Source organism: Bradyrhizobium sp. CCBAU 45389 (genome assembly GCF_028128625.1).
GTDB classification, from domain to species: domain Bacteria; phylum Pseudomonadota; class Alphaproteobacteria; order Rhizobiales; family Xanthobacteraceae; genus Bradyrhizobium; species Bradyrhizobium liaoningense_B.
Map to the genome: position 1 here is coordinate 70,399 of NZ_LBIY01000082.1, position 15,718 is coordinate 86,116.

24 protein-coding genes are annotated in these 15,718 nt (G+C 64.0%); 11 read left to right on the forward strand and 13 right to left on the reverse strand.

Features of this window, described 5'->3' with window-relative positions; all coding sequences use genetic code 11:
* Positions 1–18 precede the first annotated feature (18 nt).
* Entirely contained in the window at positions 19–291 is a 273-nt protein-coding gene (locus tag XH79_RS13420) for a helix-turn-helix domain-containing protein (protein ID WP_018648688.1), read from the reverse strand.
* A 157-nt stretch (positions 292–448) separates the two neighbouring features.
* On the opposite strand from XH79_RS13420, the gene XH79_RS13425 reads away from it, so the two are divergent.
* Both XH79_RS13425 and XH79_RS13430 read left to right on the forward strand, forming a co-directional pair.
* Complete coding sequence (locus XH79_RS13425; protein ID WP_271581985.1) at positions 449–901, forward strand: hypothetical protein; 453 nt, start codon at positions 449–451, stop codon at positions 899–901.
* 176 nt (positions 902–1,077) lie between these two features.
* Complete coding sequence (locus tag XH79_RS13430; RefSeq protein WP_212343335.1) at positions 1,078–1,305, forward strand: hypothetical protein; 228 nt, start codon at positions 1,078–1,080, stop codon at positions 1,303–1,305.
* A gap of 70 nt (positions 1,306–1,375) precedes the next feature.
* Here XH79_RS13430 and XH79_RS13435 read toward each other — a convergent pair whose 3' ends face one another.
* Positions 1,376–2,194 (reverse strand): aldo/keto reductase, encoded by an 819-nt coding sequence (locus XH79_RS13435; RefSeq protein ID WP_212343334.1) that lies wholly within the window; start codon positions 2,192–2,194, stop codon positions 1,376–1,378.
* A gap of 253 nt (positions 2,195–2,447) precedes the next feature.
* Between XH79_RS13435 and XH79_RS13440 the strand changes: the two genes are divergently transcribed.
* The gene (locus XH79_RS13440; protein ID WP_271581986.1) at positions 2,448–2,669 is read left to right on the forward strand and encodes a hypothetical protein; all 222 of its coding nucleotides are present in this window, start codon (positions 2,448–2,450) and stop codon (positions 2,667–2,669) included.
* On the opposite strand, the gene XH79_RS13445 is transcribed toward XH79_RS13440, so the two are convergent.
* The 4 genes from XH79_RS13445 to XH79_RS13460 form a co-directional block, all read right to left on the reverse strand.
* Positions 2,666–4,240, reverse strand: coding sequence for an alkaline phosphatase D family protein (locus XH79_RS13445; protein WP_271581987.1), 1,575 nt, complete (start codon positions 4,238–4,240; stop codon positions 2,666–2,668). The two genes, XH79_RS13440 and XH79_RS13445, sit on opposite strands and share 4 nt — an antisense overlap.
* Positions 4,241–4,365: 125 nt before the next feature.
* A complete protein-coding gene (locus XH79_RS13450) occupies positions 4,366–4,785 on the reverse strand; it encodes a hypothetical protein (RefSeq protein ID WP_212343331.1) in 420 nt (139 codons plus the stop codon).
* 107 nt (positions 4,786–4,892) lie between these two features.
* On the reverse strand, positions 4,893–5,894 hold the full coding sequence (locus tag XH79_RS13455; protein WP_271581988.1) for an NAD(P)H-dependent flavin oxidoreductase: 1,002 nt from the start codon (positions 5,892–5,894) through the stop codon (positions 4,893–4,895).
* A gap of 62 nt (positions 5,895–5,956) precedes the next feature.
* On the reverse strand, positions 5,957–6,694 hold the full coding sequence (locus XH79_RS13460; protein ID WP_271581989.1) for an SDR family oxidoreductase: 738 nt from the start codon (positions 6,692–6,694) through the stop codon (positions 5,957–5,959).
* A gap of 161 nt (positions 6,695–6,855) precedes the next feature.
* Here XH79_RS13460 and XH79_RS13465 point away from each other — a divergent pair, with 161 nt between their 5' ends.
* Entirely contained in the window at positions 6,856–7,320 is a 465-nt protein-coding gene (locus tag XH79_RS13465; RefSeq protein ID WP_212343328.1) for a winged helix-turn-helix transcriptional regulator, read from the forward strand.
* A 60-nt stretch (positions 7,321–7,380) separates the two neighbouring features.
* On the opposite strand, the gene XH79_RS13470 is transcribed toward XH79_RS13465, so the two are convergent.
* The 4 genes from XH79_RS13470 to XH79_RS13485 all read right to left on the reverse strand — a co-directional run bounded on the left by XH79_RS13470 (position 7,381) and on the right by XH79_RS13485 (position 10,934).
* Positions 7,381–8,994 carry a DHA2 family efflux MFS transporter permease subunit gene (locus XH79_RS13470; protein ID WP_271581990.1) on the reverse strand — a complete coding sequence of 538 codons (1,614 nt, stop codon included), beginning with the start codon at positions 8,992–8,994 and terminating at the stop codon, positions 7,381–7,383.
* Complete coding sequence (locus XH79_RS13475; protein WP_271581991.1) at positions 8,991–10,169, reverse strand: HlyD family secretion protein; 1,179 nt, start codon at positions 10,167–10,169, stop codon at positions 8,991–8,993. Before XH79_RS13475 ends, XH79_RS13470 begins: the two co-directional genes overlap by 4 nt.
* A gap of 208 nt (positions 10,170–10,377) precedes the next feature.
* Positions 10,378–10,536 (reverse strand): hypothetical protein, encoded by a 159-nt coding sequence (locus XH79_RS13480; protein ID WP_212343325.1) that lies wholly within the window; start codon positions 10,534–10,536, stop codon positions 10,378–10,380.
* A gap of 23 nt (positions 10,537–10,559) precedes the next feature.
* Complete coding sequence (locus XH79_RS13485) at positions 10,560–10,934, reverse strand: PRC-barrel domain-containing protein (RefSeq protein WP_212343324.1); 375 nt, start codon at positions 10,932–10,934, stop codon at positions 10,560–10,562.
* A gap of 144 nt (positions 10,935–11,078) precedes the next feature.
* Here XH79_RS13485 and XH79_RS13490 point away from each other — a divergent pair, with 144 nt between their 5' ends.
* The 6 genes from XH79_RS13490 (at position 11,079) to XH79_RS13515 (ending at position 14,342) form a co-directional block, all read left to right on the forward strand.
* Positions 11,079–11,306 (forward strand): hypothetical protein, encoded by a 228-nt coding sequence (locus tag XH79_RS13490; RefSeq protein ID WP_212343323.1) that lies wholly within the window; start codon positions 11,079–11,081, stop codon positions 11,304–11,306.
* 78 nt (positions 11,307–11,384) lie between these two features.
* Positions 11,385–11,936 (forward strand): DUF4142 domain-containing protein, encoded by a 552-nt coding sequence (locus tag XH79_RS13495; protein WP_212343322.1) that lies wholly within the window; start codon positions 11,385–11,387, stop codon positions 11,934–11,936.
* 48 nt (positions 11,937–11,984) lie between these two features.
* Positions 11,985–12,875 carry an SDR family oxidoreductase gene (locus XH79_RS13500; RefSeq protein ID WP_271581992.1) on the forward strand — a complete coding sequence of 297 codons (891 nt, stop codon included), beginning with the start codon at positions 11,985–11,987 and terminating at the stop codon, positions 12,873–12,875.
* A 71-nt stretch (positions 12,876–12,946) separates the two neighbouring features.
* Positions 12,947–13,516, forward strand: coding sequence for a phosphatase PAP2 family protein (locus XH79_RS13505; protein WP_271581993.1), 570 nt, complete (start codon positions 12,947–12,949; stop codon positions 13,514–13,516).
* Entirely contained in the window at positions 13,513–13,860 is a 348-nt protein-coding gene (locus tag XH79_RS13510; protein ID WP_212343319.1) for a DUF3147 family protein, read from the forward strand. Before XH79_RS13505 ends, XH79_RS13510 begins: the two co-directional genes overlap by 4 nt.
* Entirely contained in the window at positions 13,860–14,342 is a 483-nt protein-coding gene (locus XH79_RS13515; RefSeq protein WP_212343318.1) for a DUF3147 family protein, read from the forward strand. The genes XH79_RS13510 and XH79_RS13515 overlap by 1 nt, the downstream gene beginning before the upstream one ends.
* 148 nt (positions 14,343–14,490) lie before the next feature.
* On the opposite strand, the gene XH79_RS13520 is transcribed toward XH79_RS13515, so the two are convergent.
* Complete coding sequence (locus XH79_RS13520) at positions 14,491–14,649, reverse strand: hypothetical protein (RefSeq protein WP_018648711.1); 159 nt, start codon at positions 14,647–14,649, stop codon at positions 14,491–14,493.
* Between the two features lie 172 nt (positions 14,650–14,821).
* Here XH79_RS13520 and XH79_RS13525 point away from each other — a divergent pair, with 172 nt between their 5' ends.
* The gene (locus XH79_RS13525; protein ID WP_212343317.1) at positions 14,822–15,070 is read left to right on the forward strand and encodes a hypothetical protein; all 249 of its coding nucleotides are present in this window, start codon (positions 14,822–14,824) and stop codon (positions 15,068–15,070) included.
* A 201-nt stretch (positions 15,071–15,271) separates the two neighbouring features.
* On the opposite strand, the gene XH79_RS13530 is transcribed toward XH79_RS13525, so the two are convergent.
* Together XH79_RS13530 and XH79_RS13535 are read right to left on the reverse strand one after the other, a co-directional pair.
* Entirely contained in the window at positions 15,272–15,478 is a 207-nt protein-coding gene (locus XH79_RS13530; protein WP_271581994.1) for a hypothetical protein, read from the reverse strand.
* Positions 15,479–15,558: 80 nt separating this feature from the next.
* The gene (locus tag XH79_RS13535) at positions 15,559–15,690 is read right to left on the reverse strand and encodes a hypothetical protein (protein ID WP_271581995.1); all 132 of its coding nucleotides are present in this window, start codon (positions 15,688–15,690) and stop codon (positions 15,559–15,561) included.
* Positions 15,691–15,718 lie beyond the last annotated feature (28 nt).

The window sequence follows — 15,718 nt, forward strand, 5'->3', positions numbered from 1 at the left end:
GGCGGCCACCCCGAAGCGTCAGGCCGCCTGAGGCTGGCTGCTGTGGATCGCCGAGGCCAGCCGCAGCAGCAGGACGATCGAGACATTGCCTTTGCCGGCCTCGATCTGGGCGATGTAGCGCTCGGAAATCCCGGAGCGGCGGGCAAGCTCCCGGCGCGACAGGTCGCAGCGGGTGCGCGAGGACCTCAGGCGGTCACCCAGCTCGGCCAGAAACGCGGTCTCCGAATAGGGCGGCACGGCGCAGCTCCCCGGCAGCACTTCGCCCGCAAAATCCATGACTTGATTCAGCATTGGTGTATCCACGTTCGCCTTCGGAGCTGCCATCCTACCCCCGCCTCGGCCAGCCTCATTGACGCGGATCAAATTCGCGCGCGATCGGCAGCCGGCGTGGACGGCCGCGCCGGGGATGCTAAACTTTGGAATTCTTCGAGGCGGGGCTTTTCGGGACATGACGCGTTGTTTGAGCCGCTGGACCACGGCTGCATTGCTATGGGTTGCTTTCATATCTTTGGCCCGCGCTGAGACGCTTGCGGCGACCGTCGAGCAATGGGGCCTGCTCGGCTCATGGGCAGTCGATTGCGCGGTTCGGCCGGATCGCGACAAAGGCTCGCTGCTGACCTACGAGATCCGCAAGGACGGCCGGGTGATGTACCGGCGCAATTTCGGCGATGCCAGGGACGAGAACGAGGTGGTGTCCGCCACGGTCAACGCCGAAGGCCTGCTCAATGTGATGGTGTACTTCCCCTCGCTGCATCAGGCCCGCGAGTTCGGGCTGCTGCTGGACAAGGACGGCAGCCTGCGCGCGATCTACAATCGCAGCGAGCGCGGCGAGTACACGATCAGGGACGGCAAGTACGTCGCCAGCGGCGCGCCGACGCCCGCGCAGCAGCGCTGCGATTGAGCATTCCGCTTGAGCATGACCTTTCGGAAAGCCGCTCCTTAACTTTGCACGAGCGCGGCCCTATCGGGTCGGGATCACGCGCTGTCTGAACATCCATTCAGAATTCTCCTGCGATTCCTCCGGAACGTTCATGCGAATGCGCAGTTTAAATTGGCATTCGATTGGAGGAGGACATCATGAAGAAGCTTGGTTATGTGGTTGCGGCCCTCGGCGCGCTCGCGATCGCAGCGCCGACGCTGGCGAGCGCGGAGACGGTGGTGATCAAGCGTGGTCATCACCACGGCCCGTACGCCGCGCGTGCCGAATACGGCATGCATCGTGACCACGGCTGGCATCGTGGCTGGCGTCATCATGGCGACAAAGTCGTCGTGATCAAGCGCGGCCATCGTCACCACTGGGACTAATGCGCAACGCAAACGTGGAAATGGCCCCTCACGGGGCCATTTCTTTGCATGCTCGAAACGTTCGGCGGAATCAATCCCACGCCGGCGCGAAACCGGGATTGACGCAGCGCCTGTCCTTCGGCAGCGCCGCGATTTTCTTGCGATCGGCCTCGTCGAGCGTGATCTTCAGTGCATCGAGATTGGCCTGCTGGCTCTCGCGGCGCGAGGCTTTCGGGATGGCCGCAACGCCGTCCTGGTCGAGCAGCCATTTCAGCGCGACCTGGGCTGCGGTCGCATTGTGTTTGGTGCCGATCTCGGCCAGCACGGGATCCGAGGCAATGCGCCCCTGCGCGAGCGGGCAATAGGCGACCAGCGGGATCGACTTGGGCTTGAGATAGGCCAGCACCTTCGATTGATCGAGCATCGCGTGATATTCGATCTGGTTGCAGGCGATCGGCGCCTTGATGTCCTCGACCGCAATCTTGAGCAGTGCGGTGGTGAAGTTGGCGACGCCGATCGCCCGCGTGCGTCCCTCCTCCTTCAGCTTCATCAAGGTCTCGAACACCGCGCCCCAGTTCGCGGATTGCGACGGCCAGTGCACGAGATAGAGATCGACATGATCGAGCCGCAGCTTCGTCAGGCTTGCATTGAAGGCACGGCGGATCGCATCAGGGCTGAGGTTCTCGTGCCAGACCTTGGTCGTGACGTGCAGCTCGCCGCGCGGCACGCGCGCTGCGGCAAGCGCCGCGCCGATCGGTTCTTCGTTGGCGTACATCTCGGCGGTGTCGATGTGGCGATAGCCGATCGCGAGCGCGCTCTCGACCGCCGCACGGCAGGCATCGCCCTGCATGCGGAAGGTGCCGAGGCCGAGCTTGGGCATGCTGATGCCCTGTGTCTTCAGATTGTCCATGAAACAGGCTCCTGAGTATTTCAGCCCGCCAGACGCGCGGTGAGGCCGCGGGGACAGACTCTTTGGTGACGGAAAAGAGATGGCGGGAGGACGCACTATAGCGCGGGAGGCGCCGGAGCGGCCAATCAAGATCGGGTTAGCGAGATAGCCGGCCGCTATCACCGCAACAGCCAAACGGCATTTCAGATCATTGCCCTCTCCTGCCAGCATCCCGTCATCGCGGTCATTCCGGCCGCGCGACACGGAGACGATCATGAGGACGATTTTGACGATGGCTGTTCTGGCGGCCGCCCTTGCCGGCGCCACACCTGTGCATGCCGACGGCTTCGCCTATACCGGCTCGCCCAAGCTAGGCGAATTCTATGTCCGGCAACCCACTGCGCCACAGAAGCCGGCCTGGATGAATGCGCGCGCAGAAGCTCCGCAGCCCGTGGCCCGCCAGGTGCGCGGCGGTATCGGCCTGCGGATGCCCTAGGAGTGCTGCGCCACCACCGCCGGGCGCGTCTGCGGCCGCGGCTCGATGTCGACCGACCAGAGATCGCGGTTGTCGACGTCCTTCAGGGTCACGGTCATGACGCCGCTCGCGCCGTCGATATCGACGCGACCGAAGAATTGCAGGCCGAAGCAGGGAGCGAGATTCTCGCCCTGCGCCGCGCTGCAGCCGTTCTGGTACATCGCGACCGGACCAAACGTGTTGTCGAGCGCGCCCGGCCCCCAGGTGCCGGCATGGAGGGGGCCGGAGACGAATTCCCAGAACGGCTCAAAGTCCTGAAACTGGGCCTTGTTCGGATCGTAATAATGCGCGGCAGTGTAGTGCATGTCGGCGGTGAGCCAGACGATGTTGCGCACGCCCGCGCGCTTGATCGAGGCAAGGAGATCGGCGATTTCGTGCTCGCGCCGGTCCGGCGGACCATCGCCGAGCGCGACCGCGTCGAGGCTGATGAGGCCGATCGGCAGGTCGGCCGCGATCACCTTCCAGGTCGCGCGTGAGGCGGCAAGCTCGCGCTTCAGCCAGGCGAACTGCTCGGCGCCGAGAATCCAGCCGCGATGATCCTGGCCCTTGTTCCAGGTCTCGTCGCGATAGCTGCGCATGTCGATCATGAAGACGTCGAGCAGCGGGCCGTAGGCGATCTTGCGATAGACCCGACCCTGCGGCGCGCCGATGTCGCGGATCGGCATGAAGTCGAAGAAAGCGCGGCGGGCGCGCGCAACCAGGCGCGAGGTGCCATCGTCCTCGAAACCCGCCTCATCGTAGCTGCCGGACGGCGACCAGTCGTTGGTAACCTCGTGGTCGTCCCATTGCGCGAACATCGGCACCTGCGCGTGGAAGGCGCGAAAGTGCTCGTCCAGATGGTTGTATTTGTAATTGCCGCGGAACTGCGCCAGCGTGTGTGCGGCCTCGGCTTTTTCCTCAGTGACGATGTTGCGCCAGGTCTCGCCGTTCGGCAGCGTCTTCTCGGCAGGAATCGTGCAGTCGGCGTAGATGTGGTCGCCGGAATGGATGAAGAAGTCCGGGCGGTTGTCGAGCATGGTTCGATAGCTACGGTAGCCGCCGCGCGAGACATCGATGCCCCAGCCCTGCCCCGCGGTGTCGCCGGACCACAGGAACGAGATCGAGTGGCCAGCTGCCGGCGCGGTGCGGAAATGGCCGATACGGCTGTCGCCGGCGATACCGGTGGCGATGTCGTCGAAGCGGATGCGATAGAAGATGTCCTGCCCGGGCGGCAGGTCGTTCAGCTGCAGTTTTGCCGTGAAATCCGCATCCGGCAGGGCGTCGCGCGAAGCCGACGCAATGATGGTCTTGAAGCTCTCGACGGTCGAGCACTCCACGTGCATGCGTGCGGCCCGGTCGGCGCGCGCCCAGATCACGGCAGACCCATCCGAGACATCGCCGGACTGGATGCCGCCCGCGATCTGGGGCCGGTCGGAGGCGCGGCTGATGTGGGGCTTTGCGAGTGTGCCGAGCGAGGCGACGGCGAGGCTTGAAGTTGAGCGGACCAGGAATTGCCGCCGGGTCCATGCGCGCGGGGCGCGGAGCGTTGCCATTCAGGAGACCTTCGTCGAATCGCGACGGAAGGTGCCTGCGCTCCTTGACTCCTATCCTGACGGTTTCTTGACTCCGCGCCTACGGTTTTGCGACGCTGGGATGACGGTCGAATGGCTACGCCCGACTAGCGCTTCCAGTTGCAGATGCCGCCGGAGCGACACGGCCAAGTCTGAATGCGCGTGTCCATCGCCTGGGCGTCGAGCGGATTGCCGCGGCGATGCGCGAGCTTGGTGCGGGCGGCGCCGCGGGGCTGGGTGCTCTTCGTATGCGCGACCTTCGGCTCGGGCACATGCACGCGTTCGGCCGCGACCTTCTTCGGCACGTCGATCGGCTCGATCCGCGCCTGCGCCTCGTTGCCGCCCTTCGCTTCGAGTGCGACCGGCGCGAATTGCGTCTCGGGCCCGAGCCGTTTCGGCGACAGCACCGCCTTGGAGAGATCGAGACCGAAATATTCGTCAGGCTTGTAGTCGTCAGCGCGCGCGATGCCGCCCCACGCAATGACGAGGGCGACGGCAACCGCAAAAGGAACGCTTTTCAGGACCACGGACGCCTCCTGAAATTGATTATTGGGGCGTAATTTATCCCTATTTAGGAGGCGTCGCGCGGAATTCCAGCGGCCGGTTGCCGCCGTGGTTAAGAAGTTTGCCGGTGTTACGCGACCTTTCGCGTCGCCCCCGTCCCGTCCAGGAACCCCATCAGGCGCCCGCGAATGATGGTTTCCGCCTCGCCCATGATGCGATCGATGAGTTCCTTGCAGGAGGGGATGTCGTGGATGAGGCCGGCGACCATGCCGCAGCTCCAGGCACCCGCGTCCATCTGGCCTTCCAGCATGATCCTGGGATAGACGCCCGCGACCTGGTCGTGAATGTCGTCGATGGTGAGCTTGGCGCCCTTCTCCCGTTCGATCTCGAGCAGGCGATCGACATTGGCGTTCTTCAGCACGCGCTCGGTGTTGCGCAGCGCGCGCATGATGAGGCGCGTGTCGAGCTCGGTGGCCGCGACAAGCGCGTTCTTCACGTTCTGATGGACAGGTGCTTCCTTGGTGGCGATGAAGCGCGTACCCATGTTCATGCCGGCCGCGCCGAGCGACAGCGCCGCGACGAGGCTGCGCCCGTCGGCCATGCCGCCGGAAGCCACGAACGGGATCTTCAACTCCTCCGCCGCGCGCGGCAGCAGGATCATGTTGGGAATGTCATCCTCGCCGGGATGGCCGCCGCACTCGAAGCCATCGACGCTGACGGCGTCGCAGCCGATCCTCTCGGCCTTCAGCGAGTGTCGCACCGAGGTGCATTTGTGGATCACCTTGATGCCCGCGGCCTTCAGCGCGGGCATGTAGGCTTCCGGGCTGCGGCCCGCGGTCTCGACCGCCTTGATGCCGCCTTCGACGATGGCCGCGATATATTCGGGATAGGGCGGCGCGGAGAAGGTCGGCAGGAAGGTGAGGTTCACGCCGAACGGCTTGTCGGTCATGTCGCGGCAGCGCGCGATCTCTTTCGCGAGCAATTCCGGCGTCTTCTGCGTGAGGCCCGTGATGATGCCGAGCCCGCCGGCATTCGAGACGGCGGCGGCAAGCTCGGCAAAGCCGACGAAATGCATGCCGCCCTGGATGATAGGGTGCTCGATGCCGAACAGTTCGGTGATCGCGGTCTTCACGTAAGTCGCCTCCCGGATTTTGGTTTGTATGGGATCAGTCTAACCGCAGTCTTGCGCCGTGGTCACCATTTCTCTCCGAACGGCCTGATCTCCATCTCGAAGGTCCAGGCGCTCTTGGGCTGCTGATAGAGCTGCCAATAGGCGTCCGCGACCGACGACGGCGGCATCAGGAGATCTGGATTGTCGAGCGCGTTCGGGCCGAGCGCCTCCAGCCGACGCTGGCGCACCCATTCGGTGTCGACGCCGGAATCGATGATGAGATGAGCGACGTGGATGTTCTTCGGCCCGAGCTCGCGCGCCATCGCCTGCGCCACCGCGCGCAGGCCGAACTTGGCGCTGGCGAAGGCGGCAAAGCCGCTGCCACCGCGCAAGGAGGCAGTCGCGCCGGTGAAGAAGATGTTGCCACCGCCGCGCGGCAGCATCAGCCGCGCAGCTTCCCGGCCTGCGAGGAAGCCGGAATAGCAGGCCATCTCCCACACTTTCCGGAAGACGCGTTCGGTGGTGTCGAGGATCGGGAAATTCACGTTGGCACCGACGTTGAAGATGCAGACCTCGAGCGGCGCATGCTTGTCGGCGTCCTCGAGGAACGAGATGACCTCGTCCTCCTTGCGTGCATCGAGCGAACGCGCGTGGATCTCGCCGCCTGAGGCCTCGATGTCCTTCACCAGCGGCGCCAGCTTGTCGCCGTTGCGGCGGCCGGCGAAGATCGAAAATCCTTCCGCGGCGAATTTCTTGGCGATCTCGGAGCCGATGAAATCGCCGGCCCCGATGACGGCTGCTGTCGCGTTCCGCTTGGGCAAGGTCGCCTCCTCCGATGAGCGTGTGATTGACCGGAAGGCTATAGTTCTAAAATAGAACTGTCAAACTGCCGGGCTGAGTGCTAGCTTGGGCCGGAAATTGCGTTGATCGTTCAAGTCAGTTCCTTTTTCTGACTGACTAGGCCTGCGCCGGAGACCGGATCATGAAGTGGGACACGCTGGACGAGGAGCCCTGCTCGCTTTCCCGCACCGTCGCGGTCGTCGGCGATCGCTGGACGCTGTTGATCCTGCGTGAATGCTTTTTGCGCGTGCGCCGCTTCGAGGGATTTCAATCCTCGCTTCAGATCACGCGACACCTGCTCTCGGAGCGGCTGAAGAAGCTGGTCCGCTTCGGCATCCTGCGCCGCGTCCCCTATTCGGAGGCGCCCAAGCGCTACGAATACATCCTCACCCAGAAAGGCCTCGACCTCTACCCGATCATCATGGCCATGGTGCATTGGGGCGACACCCACATGGGCGACGAGCGCGGCCGCCCGCTGCTGCATGAGCACAAGAATTGCGGCAAGCTGTTCGATCCCGTGATGGTGTGCTCGGAATGCGGCGAGCCGCTGCATGCCAAGCAGGTCCATGTGCACGCGGGTCCGGGGCGAAAGGAGGCGGTGGGGTGAGCCCCAATGTCGTCCTGGCCTAGTGCGCAATCGCGCACTAGGCCAGGACGACACGGGGGCTCAATGCCCCCGTGCCGGCGCCCTCAAGTCGATCGGGCGCAGCACGGCCGCCGTGGGGATCATCAGAACCGCGACAATCGCGAGCGTCCAGAACACATCGATATAGGCGAGCAGATCGACCTGCTGCTGCAGTGTTTTTCCGACCCATGCGACCGCCTGCGCTGCCGCATCGCTTGCATTCGAGCCCTGCGCCTGGAAGTAGCGCGTCATGGCATCGATGGTCTGCTGGTAACCGAGATCGGAGGGCGCGGCGTGCTCGACGAGGCGGCTCTGATGAAATTGCTGGCGCTGCGCCAAGATCGTCTGCGCCAGCGCGACACCCATCGAGCCGCCGATGTTGCGGGCGACGTTGATCAGCGCGGAGGCCTGGTTGGTCTTGTCGGGTGGCACGCCGTCATAGGACGCAGTCGTCACCGGCAGGAACAGGAAGGGCAAGCCCAGCGCGAGAAATATGCGCGACAGCGCCGCATAGCCATAGGTGATGTCGCCGGTCAGACCGGTGAGATGCCACATCGAGAAGGCGACGATGGCAGCCCCGAACATGATGAGATATTTCGGCTGCACCGTGCTGACGAGGCGGCCCACCACGGGCATCAGCACCAGGGTTGCGATGCCGCCGGGCGACAAGGCAAGGCCGGCCAGCATGGCCGTGTAGTTCAGCTCGGTCTGGAGTAGTTGCGGCAGCAGCTGCGTCGTCGAGATCAGTACCGCGCCGGTGCCCAGCATCACCAGGAAGCATGCGCCGAACTGGCGCCGGCCGAGCAGGCGGATGTCGACAATGGGATCCTCGCGCGTCAGCTCCCACGGAATCAGCGCGAGCAGCGAGACCGCGGCGAGCACCGCGAAAACGACGATCGTGGTCGAGCCGAACCAGTCGTTGCGCTGGCCTTCATCGAGCACGTATTCGAGCGAGCCGAGCCCGATCGCGACGAGCAGGAAACCGATATAATCGACGCGCAAACCCCTGCTCAGGAGCTTCGCCCTCTCCTCCTCCGCCCCCGACGGCTCCTTGACCAACGTGCCGACCAGAAACAGCGAGAGCAGCCCCATCGGCACGTTGATCAGGAACACCCAGTGCCAGCTATAGGTATCGGTGATCCAGCCACCGAGCGTCGGGCCGATCACCGGCGCGACCACGACGGCAACGCCATAGATGGCAAAGGCCTGGCCGCGCTTGTGCGGCGGAAAGGAGTCGGCGAGGATCGCCTGCTCGCTGGTGGCCATGCCGCCGCCGCCGAGGCCCTGCAGGATGCGGAACAGCACCAGCGACTGCAAATTCCAGGCGAAGCCGCACAGCAGCGAGGCAACCGAGAACGTCGCCACGCACATCATGTAGAAGCGCTTGCGGCCGATCACGGTCGAGAGCCAGCCCGAGATCGACAGCACGATGGCATTGGCGACGAGATAGCTGGTGATGACGTAGGTGCTCTCGTCGATGCCCACCGCGAGCCCGCCCGCGATGTGCCGCAGCGCGACATTGGCGATGGTGGTGTCGAGCACCTCCATGAAGGTCGCGATCGAAACCACGAAGGCGATCAGATAGGGATTGCGCCCGCCGGCTGCCGAGCGCTCCGGTGACCAGCCGGTCGCGCCACCTTGCGCGACGTCACTCATCGCACCCTGGTCCAGGGCACGACCGACATGCCGGGACCGACCGGCAGATCGGCCGGCCAGTTGTCGACCACGATCTTCACGGGCACGCGCTGCACCACCTTGACGTAGTTGCCGGTGGCGTTCTCTGCAGGCAGCAGGCTGAACGCGGTGCCGGAGCCCGGCTGCACGGAATCGACATGGCCGGTGAGCTTGCGGCCCGGATAGGCATCGATGCGGATCTCGACCGGCTGACCCGGCCGCATGTCGTTGAGCTGGGTTTCCTTGTAGTTGGCGACGATCCAGACCTCGTCGGGCACGAACATCATCAGACTTTGGCCCGCCGTGACGAAGGTCCCCCTGGCGCCCGAGAGCTTGACCACCCGGCCGGACTGCGCCGCAACGACGCTCGTGTACTGCAAATTCAGTTTGGCCTGATCGAGCTGCGCCTGCGCTTGCTCGACCTGCGCCTTGGCGCCTTCCAGCTGGGCTTGCAGTGTCTTGATGCCGAGCTGCGTGGCCGTCACCGCGGTTTTGGTCCGCTCGGTGTTGGCCTGCTGCGCTTGAAGGTCGGAGCGGGTCTGCTGCTGGCGCTGCACGGTACCGGCGCCCTTCTCGACCAGATCCTCAGCGCGCTTGAACTCTTCCTGCGAGAATTGAAGCTGGGCCTGGACCTGTTCGAGCTGCGCCTGAGCCTGCTTGATCTGTTCCTGCTGCGAATCGATCTGCGCTTCGACATTGGCGACGTTCGCCTTGGCGACCGCGAGCTGAGCATTGGCCTGATCGATGGCGATGCGATAGTCGCGCTCGTTGATCTTCGCCAGCAGGTCACCGGCATTGACATGCTGATTGTCCGTGACCGGTATGTCGGTCACGTAGCCGCCGACCTTCGAGGCCACGGAAAAGCTGCGAGCGGCGACGAAGGCGTCGTCTGTTGACTCGTAGTGACGCACTTCAAGCCAATAGAGCAGACCGCCGACGAGTGCGGCGACCAGCACGATCGCGCCGACGATGGCGAGGAGCCAGTGCTCGCGGAGCCGGTCGCGCAGTGACGGCGATTTCGCCGGGTTGCCCGACTGTTCCTTCGACTGACCTTTGGCTTCACTCACCTGATCCGGAGAATGCTTCGGAGCTTCCTCCGTCCGGGGCGGCAACGGCTGCTCCGCGCGCGCCCCACGCTCCCGGGTTTGAGCATCCACGGTGCATACCTTTCTCGGGCTTGAGCGGCGCAGAACGACAAAGCGAGCTTTCGCGCCGCCAGCCTAACCTTGGCACTGAGGCATGGTTCCGCACCCGAGCGCATCATCGCCATTCGTGATTGCAAGGGTCAAAAAACAAGCGCGGCACTCACCGTGCCGCGCTCGCCTCGATGGTCGTGCCGACGCACTTGGCTCAGTGCGTCTTGGCTCAGTGCGTCTTGGTCTCGTGCCATTTCTCGAGATCGGGCTTCGCCTTGTCCGATCCCTGCTCTTTCTCCGGATTGCCCTTCCAGGGCTTGTCCGTCTGGGAATGAGATCCCCAGTCATTCTGCTGACGGGGATCGTCGTTGGGCCGTTCCTTGCTCATCGGATCTCCTTCCGTGAAGCGCCTTACGCGAACGGAACACCGTAGTACGAGTTGATGCCGCGAACGGCGGATTCATCACTCCAGTTCCAGTCGCTCTTCGCGCCGTATTTCGGCGCGCCTTCCAGCTCCTTGGCCGTGATGCCGGTGACATAGCCGCCGAGCTCCGTGTCGTATTTCAGCGACTGCCAGGGCAAGGGGTAGTGATCATTGCCGAGACCTAGAAATCCGCCGAACCCGAGCACGGCGTAGGACACCTTGCCACTGATCTTGTCGATCATCACGCGCTCGATCGAGCCGATCTTGTTGCGGTCGGCACCGTAGACCGATGTTCCCTCGACCTTGTCGCTGCCGATCAACCGGCCCATCTCGCTGCGATCCAGCTCGCCTTGATTCAACATTGCAATTCTCCACATGTGTGGACCAACCTGCCCTGATGGTGATCGTTCCAGCGTGCGGGTGCGGCATCTCGCGGCCAAGCAGGAACATCACGGAGAAAGCGCCGTTCTCAAAGGGTCCATCAGGAAACCGGGAGTGAGATGGCCATGAGCGACTTCCGCGACATCCAGCATGGCGTCAACGATCCCGTCGATGGCGTCGATGTGAAGCATCATATCAACAGCAATCAGACCTCGCATGAACGGGCGCAACACCATGCCGATGTGCGTGCCGAGCCATCGGCGTCTTCGGCAGAGCCGTTCCTGCCGGAGCGGCTTCGGCGGAAACCGACCGATCCGATCAACCCGCGCACCGGCCGCAATCCTACGGACTAGGAACCTCGACAATTGCGGCGTGTTGGTCGGCGCAAAGACCCGCGGCCAGCGGCTGCGCCAATCAAGAGGGACCGGACCATGAAACGAACGATCATCGCCCTTGCTTGCGTGCTTCTCGCAGGCCCTGCGCTTGCCCAGTCGCTCGGCGAGAAGACCGGCGTCAATTCGGCGCTGGGCGTCGCGCCCGCCACCGCCGACTTCGTCAAGGAAGTCGCCATCAGCGACATGTTCGAGATCGAATCGAGCAAGCTCGCGGAGCAGAAGGGAAACGCGCAGGAGAAATCCTTCGCGCAGCAGATGGTGACCGACCACACCAAGACCAGCAGCGAGCTCAAGGGTCTGGTCGGCAACGGCAAGGTCCAGGCGACGCTGCCGACGGCGCTCGACAGCTCGCACCAGAGCAAGCTCGACAAGCTCAAGGGCGCGACCGGCAAGGACTTCAGCTCCGACTACAATTCCTACCAGGTCAGCGCGCACGAGGACGCGGTGTCGCTGTTCGAGCGGTACGCCAAGGGCGGCGATAACGCCGAGCTGAAGGACTGGGCCGGCAAGACGCTGCCCGCGCTCAAGCACCATCTCCAGATGGCGAAAGAGCTTGGCAAGGCGCCGAGCGTCGGCCAGTCGAAGTAATATGCTGCAGCTTCGCTGGCGCCTTCGGCAGCGAAAGGAGACACGCCCATGGCCGAGCAGAAGTCGACAGATCCCGTCAGCCGCTATCCGAAACCGCCGTTCAAGAAGCAGTCGCAGCCCTGGCCCGGCCTTGCCGGCAAGATGGAGCCGCGGCCGGACCATGGCGAGACCAGCTACAGGGGCTCCGGCCGCCTTACCGGCCGCAAGGCACTCATCACCGGCGGCGATTCCGGCATGGGCCGCGCCGCCGCGATCGCCTATGCACGCGAAGGTGCCGACGTCGCCATCAACTATGTCCCGAACGAAGAACCCGATGCACAAGACGTCATCGCGCTGATCAAGAAGGAGGGACGCATCGGGCTTGCCATCCCCGGCGACCTCCGCAACGAGGAATTCTGCAGGAAGCTGGTCGAGCAAGCCGTGCAGGGCCTCGGCGGCCTGGACATCGTCGTCTGCAACGCCGCGCGACAGCAGACCCGCGAGTCGATCCTCGACGTGTCGTCCGAGGACTTCGACGCGACCATGAAGACCAACATCTACGCTCCCTTCTGGATCATCAAGGCGGCGCTGCCGCATCTGAAGCCGGGCTCGTGCATCATCGGCACGACGTCCGAGCAGGCTTATGATCCGTCTCCGGAACTCTACGACTACGCGCAGACCAAGGCCGCGACCATGAACTACGTGAAGTCGCTGGCCAAGCAGCTGGGTCCGAAGGGCATTCGCGTCAACGGCGTGGCACCCGGCCCGATCTGGACGCCGCTCCAGGTCTCCGGCGGCGCGACGATGGAGAAGCTCGAGAAGTTCGGCGGCATGACGCCGCTCGGCCGCCCCGGCCAGCCCGTCGAACTCGCTTCCATCTACGTGCAGCTTGCCGCGGCCGATGCGAGCTACGCGACCGGTCAGGTCTATGGCGCTGCAGGCGGATCCGGACAGCCGTAGCCGCAGGAACCATCATCGTCACCCATGCTTTACAACAGTGTCATGGAGGGCATTTCTCCGATTGCGGACCGATGGCACTCGCAACAGTCAAACCCACTCGGATCGACACTGCGATCGCAAATGAGATCGCCGACCACACCAATACAGGGCTGGAGCAGACAGCGCAGACGCTGACCTGGGCGGCCGACGAGCACGTGCTTCTGGCGCTTGCAGCTGCAGGATGGCTCTACGCCCAATCGCGGCGTCCTGAGGCCCGCGCCGCCGCCAATCATATTCTGGCAGTGACCTTGGCGACGGCGGTGCTGCCGCACGCGCTGAAATCCGTGTTCGACCAGACAAGACCCGATCGCACGACCGTTCGCGGCCACCGGAATGGCGTTCCCTTCTCCGGGCGACCGCGGGATGCCTTCCCCTCCGGCCACGCCATGCACATGGGTGCGCTCGCCTCGGCCGCGGGCCTTCTGCCGGCAGGACCGCGCCGCGCGATACGCGTCATCACGGTCGCACTCTCGCTAACGCGCGTCGCGATTCTGGCGCATTGGCCGAGCGATGTGCTGGTGGGATTCTCGCTCGGCGTTGTCATCGAACGACTTCTCAGGCCGCTCACGCTGCCCCGGCGCCACAAGCGGATACGGTCATGACCGAATATGTCGTTCGCTTCATCGCCGGCGGGATGATCGTCTCAGCCTTCGCGATCCTTGGCGACATGCTGCGGCCGAAGAGTTTTGCCGGCCTGCTCGGCGCCGCACCGTCAGTCGCGCTCGCCACGCTCGCAATCGCGATCGTGCAGCATGGCAGAGCTTACGCCGCAGCCGAAAGCTGGACCATGATCTATGGCGCGATCGCGCTTGCCTGCTACAGCGTCGCCGTGTGCCACCTGCTGATGAGGTTTCGTCTTGCCGCGCTGCCCGCCACCATTCTGACCTTCGCAGTATGGCTGGTCGTCGCCCTCGGCCTGCTCGCAAGCTTCGGAGGCGCCGCCTGATGCTGGTCAAGCTGTCCCCATCGGCGCTGAAGCAAACGCGCTGGTACGAATACGCCATTCGCTTCGTGCTCGGCGGACTGGCGACAGTGCTGGCAGGCATCATGGGGGCCAGCTTCGGCACCTCCATAGGTGGGCTCTTCCTTGCCCTTCCCGCCATCTTCTGCGCCAGTGCAACGCTGATCGAAAGTCATGAGCGCCGGGCCAAGGAAAAGGCAGGTCTCGACGGCCGCCGGCGCGGGCAAAAGGCCGCGGCGCTCGACGCCGCCGGCGCCGGCTTGGGAAGCATCGGTCTCGCTGCGTTTGCCGCCGTCTTCTACGTCACGGTCCCCGTGAGCAGCGTAGCGGCCTTCATCGCCGCCGTTTTCGCCTGGGCCGTGGTTTCAGTCTCGGCGTGGTGGATGAGACGGAAATTCCGCACCGTCTCGCATCGCCTGCCCTCCGAATCCTGGTCGCGATCAGCGCGGCGTCGTAGCGTCCCGTAACTTCAGAAACTCAAACATCTCCGCGGCGGCATGAAGCTGTTCGATGCGCGCGGCAACGGAGTCCCGCTGAACGCCGATCGGCAGACTTGCGAGTTCGTGCTCGAGCCGCAGCCTCTGCGCGTCGAGACGTTGTTCGAATGTGTGGGGTTCAGACCGTCTTCGCATCGTCCGTCCTCGGGGGTTGCAGGCCCGGGCTGTTGGCCCAGCGCTCGACTTGATCGATGACCTTCTGGTGGCTCGGCCGCACCGGCTTGGGTGCTTCTGGCTCTTCGGAAAGCTTGCGGGGTAACCTGACCTCATCCGTCATGGCCCATCTCCCTTTGCAAGAGAATGCGCCAGCACGGGACTCGTTTCAATATAACTTATTGATTTTGCTTGCTATTTTTACTCATTTGGCAGTTTTATCGACTCTTGTGGAACTCCCGCCAAGTTCGTTTGTTGAGCAGACTACTCAACTTACTCATTTTGCGTGATCGACCATGAATGACCTTCGCGCGGAGCGCCTCCAGGTCATGCTCTCACCCGACGAGCTGGCCGCAGTTGATGATTTCCGGTTCAAGCACCGCATGCCGACCCGCGCTGCGGCAGTCCGCGAACTGCTCAAGTTCGGACTGGCGGCAGCGGGCGTCGATGCTGCTGCCGGCGTAAAGTCGAGCAGTTTCGGCGTATTCGGCCGCGGACCTGAGGGCCACACTCAAACCGACCCCGAAGACGGCAAAGAGGACTGATCAACGCCTCGCAAAGCAAAACGACCCCGGCACGGTGGGTGCCAGGGCCGTCCTTGGAGATTGCTTCCGGCGCACCGGGGGCATGCTAAACCGGAAGCAATCCATCGACTCTTCGCGCGCGGATTCGTTCCTTGCCAGAACCCTCTAGCGCTTGAGCATGATTTTTCCGGAAAACCGCTTCACGCTTTTCCGGATCATGCTCTACCCCGTCGGCGCGTCGCCGGAATCGTCCGGCATCACACCGGAGCCCGGCGTCTTGTTCTTGTCGGTGAGGTCAGGATCGCGCGTCGCCTCTCGCGATGGCGAGCCCTTCGGGTCCGTCTTGTGAACCGTCTGGGCACGCTGCTTGTCGCGGGGCTGCTCCTCCGCGCGCTTGTCCCTGACGATGCCGTGGTCGGAATGGGCCATGATATGCTCTCGCTTCTCTCTCGATGTCTCGAAGCGGCTACGCATGTCAGCGCCGATTGTTCCGGACGCGAGCAGCAGCGCTAGCTATGCGCGGCATGAACCGCAGCCGACGCCTTCTCGAGGTGCAGCTGCCGTACCGTCGTCACCGTCGCGAACGCGACCGAGACGCCAAAGGCGAGAATGAGTGAAAGAAGGGCAAGACGCGGAGCCATTGCAAAAACCTCCTTCTGGAGTCGAAAT